The following is a 6,732-nucleotide window of genomic DNA, read 5'->3' as shown; positions in this document are numbered from 1 at the left end:
CACCATCACCTGCGACGACCGGGGGACGGTCGTCGCAGGTGATGGTGTTGGGCAGCTCCCACGCGCCCAGCCAGGGACCCGTGGTGCCGCCGCCGTCGTTGCCGCCGAGGTCGGTCAGGGAGAACTCGGAGCCGGTGGCGGGGAAGTTGAAGGAGCCGCAGTTGTTGACGCCGACCGCGCCGACGTTGCGGGCGTCGACGTTCTCGAAGGACGCCGAGCCGGCGACCCGGGCGCTGACGACCGAGGTGCCGGTGCCGTCCACCCGGATGTCCTTGAAGTGCACGTTCGTGATCGAGTAGGTGTCCTTCACCGGCCAGTCGGCGACCAGCATGATCGCGTTGTAGGTGCTGTCGAGGAAGTGGTCGCCGGTCACGCGGATGTCGGCGTCGATGTTCCTCTCCAGGGCGTAGAACCAGATCGCGCCGAGGCCGATGTTCCAGTTCAGCTCGTACGTGCCGGCCCGCACCGTGGTGTTGTCGGTGATCCACAGGTGCCCGGTGAACGGCTGGGCGCCGAAGCGGGAGCCCACCTGGAGGGCGCTGCCCTCGCGGATGGGGTCGGCGATCAGGTTGCCGGAGACCGTGGTGTCGGTGCCGCCGTAGATCGCGATGCCGTTGGCGAGCACGGGCGTCTGCACGGTGTTGTGGTCGAAGGTGTTGCGGGCGTTGCCCGTCTTCTCCGACCACATCGCCAGCCCGTCGTCGCCGGAGTTGCGGACGAAGTTGTTGCGGACGACCGAATCCGTCACTCCGGTGTGGAAGTTGAGGCCGTCGGCGATCTGGTCGGTGATGACGTTGCCGGTGATCCGCAGGTTCGACATCGGGCCGTCGAACCACATGCCCACCTTGGTGTGGTGGATGTACAGGCCCTCGATGGTGGAGTCGCTCATCGCCCCGCCGACGCCGTTCACCTGGTCGGTGTCGATGCGTTCGCGGACGTCGCCCTCGATCGCGAAGCCCGACAGGTGGACGTCGCGGCTGCCGCCGTCCGCCGCGTCCTTGCCGTAGAAGCCGACGCCGGTGTGCACGGAGCTGTCCGGCGCCGGGGAGTCGAGCGCGACCTCCTTGCCCTTGATGACCGTGTACCAGCTGCCGGCGCCCTCGATCGTCACGTCGTCCACGACGATGTGCCGGTTGACCTGGTAGGTGCCCGGCGGGATGTAGACCTTCAGGTGGGCGCGGCGGGCGAAGGCGATCGCCTTGTCCAGGGCCTTGGCGGAGTCCCGTCGGCCTGTCGGGTCGGCTCCGAAGGCGAGGACGTTCGCCGCGAGGAGCGCGACGCGGGGCGGGGCGACCAGGTGGGAGTCGAGGAGGTCGACGGTCGTCGGGACGGCCCCGGAGCGTGCCGGGACGGTGAGCCGGATCCTGTCGCCCGCCTTGTACGTCCGGCCCAGCAGGAGGCGCTGCTCGTCGTAGAAGTGGTTCGGCCGGAAGGGCTTGGAGATCACCGGCGCCGGGGTGGTCGCGTTGGGCACGCAGCCGCACTCGGTGATCCACCAGTCGTCGTGGAGCAGCCCGGCCTGCGGGTCGTTGGAGAACGGGTACTGGTTGTAGAGCCAGGCGTACTGCGAGGTCAGGGTCATCGTCGTGCGGGCGCGGCCATTGACCGTCACGTCGAGCGGCGCGGTGATGCCGCCCCCGCCGGGCGCGTCCGGGACGCTGTACCGCACGGTGATCGCGTTGGCGGCGCTCGGCAGCGTGAACTCCACGTACTGGCCGCGCCGCAGGGTCACCGCCTTGCGCCCGGACGCCTCCGCGGGGAGCGTGTAGGCGGTCCGGTCCGGGCCGATGACCTCGCCGTCCGTGACGGCGTTCTCGGCCTCCTGCTCCATGAACCCGAGGTCCGCGCCACGGCCCTTGACCAGCGCCGGGTCCAGTGCCGCCCGCGTCACGACCGGCCGGGCCGCGTCCTTCGCCGTCGCGGTACCGGCCTGGGCCGTGGCGCCGACCGGGCCGATGCCGACGCCGAGGCCGGCCGCCACCGCGACCACCGCCACGGCTCTTCGCCAGGCACTCCTGCTGCTCCGTGTCATCCCCAGCTCTTCTCTCGTAAGGCGCGACCGCCCGGGACGTTCGAGGCGGAGCGGACGTCGTGAGGTGAGGCGACAGTAAGGACCCGTCAGGCCGCTCCACAAGGCTCATGCGTGATGTTTTCGGCCTGATGATGGTCAAGTGCGTTTGTCTGCTTGTTTTTTGCGCTGCTTGCGTCACTCGTTGCGAAAGCGGACAACGTGAAGCGCCCCCGGGCCGCGCGCGGTCAGGGGCTGGTGCGGGCGGCTCACCGGCCCGGCCAGGGCCGGGGCAGAGGGACCCACTCCGGTCCGCGGTGGTGCAGCCACCACTCGCCGATGGTGCGGAACTTCTCCTCGAAGGCGGCGTCCTGGCTCATGAAACCGGTGATGGGCGCCCGCAGGCGGGTGAGGCGGCCGTCCGCCTCGCAGATCACCACCCGCCGTACGCCCATGTTCGACTCGACCCAGATGCCCTGGACGTCCGCCCAGCGGACCGTCCTGCGCCGCAGGTTGTGCACCACCGCGGCCGACGGGGTGAGCGTGACGCCGAACCGCGCGGAACCGAGCAGACCCGCCGGCAGCGCGAGCCACACACCAGTCGGGAACGTGAAACCGGCGCCGGTAGAGACGGGGAAGAACAGCGGTTCGGCGATCGCGAGGGCCGTGACGAGGACGGCGGCGGGCACCATCGGCATCACCCTCTGGTACCAGGTCAGCCGGAAACGGACGTGCTCCATCGAACTCCCCACCCCTTGTCGGCGCATGATCGCCGACGCAGCCTGGCCGAGCGCGGCGCCGCTGTCCACCCCGGCGGGAGGGTCAGCCCGCCGGGGCGGCCGCGGGGGGCGGTCCGGGCGCGTGGCGCAGCCCGTAGGCGATGAGGGGTTCGAGGGCGGCGAGGAGTTCGGTGCCCCGGGCGGAGGGGTGGTAGAGGATCTGCACGGGGGTGCTCGGGATGACCTCGCGGCCGATGAGGCCGAGGTGCTCCATCTCCTTGAGGCGTTGTGAGAGCAGCCGGTCGGAGATGCCCGGCACCATGCGGCGGTAGTCGGTGAAGCGCCGGGCGCCGCGGGCGGCGGCCAGCAGGACGGCGCCGGTCCAGCGGCGGCCGACCTCTTCGAGGACGGCCTGGAAGGCGGTGCAGGCCTCGGCGTCGATGTCGGGCTCGGTGGTCTCGCGGGAAGTCACTTACCCAAGATTAGCGGCTAACCCTCGCTTTTGCCGAAGGTCCCGGCCCCCCGACGCTGAAGCCATGGACACCACCGACCGTGCACAGCGGCTCCGCTTCGGGCTGAGCCTCGACCCGGACGCCGGCCGTCTGCCGGAGACGCTGGAGCTGGCCGCCGCCGCCGACGCCGCGGGGCTGGACCTGCTCGCCCTGCAGGACCACCCGTACCAGCCCGGGCACCTCGACGCGCTCACGCTGTCCGCCCTGGTCGCGGCCCGCACCTCGCGCATCTCCGTCTTCACCGACGTCGCGGACCTGCGGCTGCGGCCCCCGGTCATGCTGGCCAAGACCGCCGCGAGCCTGTCCGCGGCGTCCGGCGGCCGCTTCCAGCTCGGCGTGGGCGGCGGCGGCATACCGGAGGCGATCGGCTCGATGGGGGCGGCGCCGATGCCGCCCCGCGAGGTCGTGGCGTACACGGAGGAGTCGCTGCGGATCATGCGGGCCGCGCTGGACGGCGGGCCCGTGCGGCACCGCGGCGACGTGCTCACGGTGCCCGGCTACCAGGCCGGCCCGGTGCCGCCGCGCCGGGTCGAGCTGTGGCTCGGCGGGCAGCGGCCGCGGATGCTGGCGGTCGCGGGCCGGGCGGCGGACGGCTGGATCTCGCCGCTGAACATCTACGTGCCGCCGCAGGAGGTGCCCGAGCGCCAGCGCGTCGTCGACGAGGCGGCCCGCGCCGCCGGGCGCGATCCCGCGCGCGTCCGCCGCATCTACAACGTGATCGGTGTCATCGGCGGCTCCGGTGCCCCCGGCCTCAACGGGGACGTCGGCCGGTGGGCCGACACCCTCGCCGAGTGGGCGACCGTGCTGCGCTTCGACACCTTCGTCTTCTGGCCCGTCACCGCGCACCGGCAGCAACTGGAGGTCTTCTCCGGCGAGGTCGTGCCGGCCGTCCGCGAGCGGGTGGCCCGATGACGCCCGGCCCCGGCCTCGGCCCTGCCCCGGCCGCCGCCTTCGCGGTGCCCGCCGCCCTGGCGGAGCGGACCGTGCTCCCCGGCGACCCCCGCTACCCGCTGCTGCGCTCCACCTACACCACCGTCGCCCGCCCCGCCGCCGTGGTCCTCGTCCGCGGGCCCGGCGACATCGCCGCCGCCCTCGCCGCGGCCCGTACGCAGGGACTGCCCGTCGCCGTGCGCTCCGGCGGCCACGGGCTGTCCGGCCGGTCGTCCAACGACGGCGGGGTCGTCATCGACCTCTCCGGGCTCGACGAGGTCCGGGTCCTGGACCGGGCGGCCCGTCTGGTGCGGGTCGGTGCGGGCGCCCGCTGGGGCCGGGTGGCGTCCACGCTCGCGGCGCACGGGCTGGCCGTCAGCTCGGGCGACCACGGCAACGTGGCGGCCGGTGGCCTGGCCACCGCGGGCGGCATCGGCTGGCTCGCCCGTACGTACGGGCTGACCGTCGACCGGGTCCGCGCCGTCGAGCTCGTCCTGGCCGACGGGACCGCGCTGCGCGCCGACGCCACACACCACCCGGACCTGTTCTGGGCGGTGCGCGGGGCGGGCGCGGGCGTGGGGATCGTGACCGCCTTCGAGATCGAGGCGATGGACCTGGGGGACATCGGCGTGGCCCAGCTGGTCTTCGAGGCCGACCGCGCGGGCGGCGCCCTCGCGCAGTGGGCGGCCGCGACGGCCGCCGCGCCGCGCACGCTCACCTCCGCCGCCCACCTGCTGTCCAACGGCCCGGCCCTGGCGCTCTCCGTCACCGTCGCCGTGGCCGACGACGACCCCGACCGCGTCCGTGAGGCACTCGGCCCCCTGGTGGCGGGGCGCTACCGCCCGCTCCAGGCCACCGCCCAGCTGGCCCCGTACACCGCGCTGGTCTCCGCCGCCCACCAGCACGCCAACACCGGTCAGCAGCCCGTGGTGAGCACCAACTCGCTGCTGCCCGCGATGACCCGGGACGCCGCACGCGCCGTCATGGCGACCGCGGGCGACCGGCGCCGGCCGGCCTTCGTCCAGCTGCGCTCGCTCGGGGGCGCGATCAACGACGTACCGGCCGACGCCACCGCCTACGCCCACCGCACCCAGCAGGTCCTGGCGCAGGGCAACCTCTTCCCGCCGCACGGGCCGGACGACCTGCACCGCCTGTGGACGCCGGTCCGTGAGCTCGGCACCGGCAGTTACGTGAACTTCGAGAGCGGCACCGGCCCCGGCGTCTTCGACCGGGCCTACCCGGGCGCCACCGGCGCGCGGGTGCGCGAGCTGTGGCGGCGCCACGACCCGGACGGCGTCCTGCGCCCGCTCACCCCCGGCTGACCGGGCCCGGGCCGGACCGGCGGCGCTCCGCGAAGGGCCCGCCCGGGCCGAAGGCCAGCGCCGCGAAGCGCCGGCCCATCCGCCGGTAGCCCGCGGCGTTGGGGTGCAGGTCGTCGGGCAGGTCGGCGACGTCGCCGGGCCCGAAGAGCCGGCGGCCGTCCAGGTAGTGCAGGTTGCGGTCGCCGGAGGCGGCCCGGGCGGCCACGATCCGGGCCAGCTCGGCCCGGATGACGGTGAGCGTGAGCGCGCCGCCGGGGACGTCCGCGGCAGAACCCATGGCCACCACCCGCGGGACGGGGGCCGACAGGTCGGGCGCGGTCGGGCCGGGGGTGGTCTCCACGACCGGGCAGCTGATGGGCGACACGACCAGCAGCGGGGTGTCCGGGTGCCCGTCGCGGACGGTGTCGAGGAAGCCGTGCACCGCCGGGCCGAAGGAGCGCAGCCGGAAGGCGTCCCGGTTCACGATGTTGATGCCCAGCTTGAGGCTGATCAGGTCGGCCGGCAGGTCCCGGATGGTCCGGGCGACGTACGGGTCGAGCATCGCGTTGCCGCCGAGCCCCAGGTTGAGCAGCTCGGCCCCGGCCAGGGCCGCGGCGAGCGCCGGCCAGGTGGCGGTCGGGGACTCCGCCGCGGCGCAGTGGCTGATGGAGCTGCCGTGGTGGATCCAGCGCCGCCGGCCGGTCGGGCGCGGCGGCAGCACCTCGGCGTCCGCCCACAGCCCGACCAGCTCGGTGCGGGTCTGCTGCGGCAGCCACAGCTCGACGTCCTTCTCGCCCCGGGGCAGGTCGTCGAACCGGACCCGCCCCGGCGCCCCCGGCTCGCGCCGGGAGGGCTCGGCGAACAGGTCCGGCTTGTGGAGGACGTCCCCGGGCGGCGCGGGGGCGCTGCCGGCGCGCCTGCCGTCGACGACCAGGTCGACGACCCCGGCGGGCAGCGGCTCCGAGGTCCCCGCCAGCTGCCAGACCGAGGTCAGCAGTTCCAGCTCGACCACCCGGGCGGCGGTCCGGAACGCCAGCCGTACGCCGGAGGGCAGGGCGGTCATCTCGTCCATCAGGACGTCCGGGTACTGCGCCCGCGTCCACGCCGGGAGACGCCGCGGCAGCAGCCCGGCCCTCGTCCGTTCCAGGTCGAGCGCGCCGCGGATCTCCACCGGGCCCCCGGTCAGCGGGACCGCGTGCAGGGCGTGCGTCGCTGTTGTCACGTTTTCTCCCTGCCCGGGACCGGCCGTCGGCACACGGCCG

The 6,732-nt window shown here is 74.2% G+C and carries 6 protein-coding genes; 2 read left to right on the top strand and 4 right to left on the bottom strand.

The genetic code is table 11. From position 1 onward, the window contains the following. The 3 genes from PV350_RS13135 to PV350_RS13125 all read right to left on the bottom strand — a co-directional run. Positions 1 to 2,032 (bottom strand): glycosyl hydrolase family 28-related protein (locus tag PV350_RS13135; protein WP_500333836.1); only part of this gene is annotated, 2,032 nt, incomplete at its 3' end. A 245-nt stretch (positions 2,033 to 2,277) separates the two neighbouring features. Further along, a complete protein-coding gene (locus tag PV350_RS13130) occupies positions 2,278 to 2,748 on the bottom strand; it encodes a hypothetical protein (RefSeq protein ID WP_500333834.1) in 471 nt (156 codons plus the stop codon). Positions 2,749 to 2,830: 82 nt separating this feature from the next. Further along, positions 2,831 to 3,199: a winged helix-turn-helix transcriptional regulator gene (locus PV350_RS13125; RefSeq protein ID WP_499513202.1), complete on the bottom strand. Its 369-nt coding sequence runs from the start codon at positions 3,197 to 3,199 to the stop codon at positions 2,831 to 2,833. A 64-nt stretch (positions 3,200 to 3,263) separates the two neighbouring features. Here PV350_RS13125 and PV350_RS13120 point away from each other — a divergent pair, with 64 nt between their 5' ends. Together PV350_RS13120 and PV350_RS13115 are read left to right on the top strand one after the other, a co-directional pair. Beyond that, on the top strand, positions 3,264 to 4,151 hold the full coding sequence (locus PV350_RS13120) for an LLM class flavin-dependent oxidoreductase (RefSeq protein ID WP_500333832.1): 888 nt from the start codon (positions 3,264 to 3,266) through the stop codon (positions 4,149 to 4,151). After that, positions 4,148 to 5,491, top strand: coding sequence for an FAD-binding oxidoreductase (locus PV350_RS13115; RefSeq protein WP_499513204.1), 1,344 nt, complete (start codon positions 4,148 to 4,150; stop codon positions 5,489 to 5,491). Before PV350_RS13120 ends, PV350_RS13115 begins: the two co-directional genes overlap by 4 nt. Here PV350_RS13115 and PV350_RS13110 read toward each other — a convergent pair. Further along, a complete protein-coding gene (locus PV350_RS13110) occupies positions 5,478 to 6,692 on the bottom strand; it encodes a GDSL-type esterase/lipase family protein (RefSeq protein ID WP_499513205.1) in 1,215 nt (404 codons plus the stop codon). The genes PV350_RS13115 and PV350_RS13110 overlap by 14 nt on opposite strands. Positions 6,693 to 6,732 lie beyond the last annotated feature (40 nt).

This window comes from Streptomyces sp. PA03-6a, assembly GCF_033792765.1.
Classification (GTDB): domain Bacteria; phylum Actinomycetota; class Actinomycetes; order Streptomycetales; family Streptomycetaceae; genus Actinacidiphila.
Note: the sequence above shows the minus strand (reverse complement) of the source record. Positions and strands in the feature narration are given on the sequence as shown.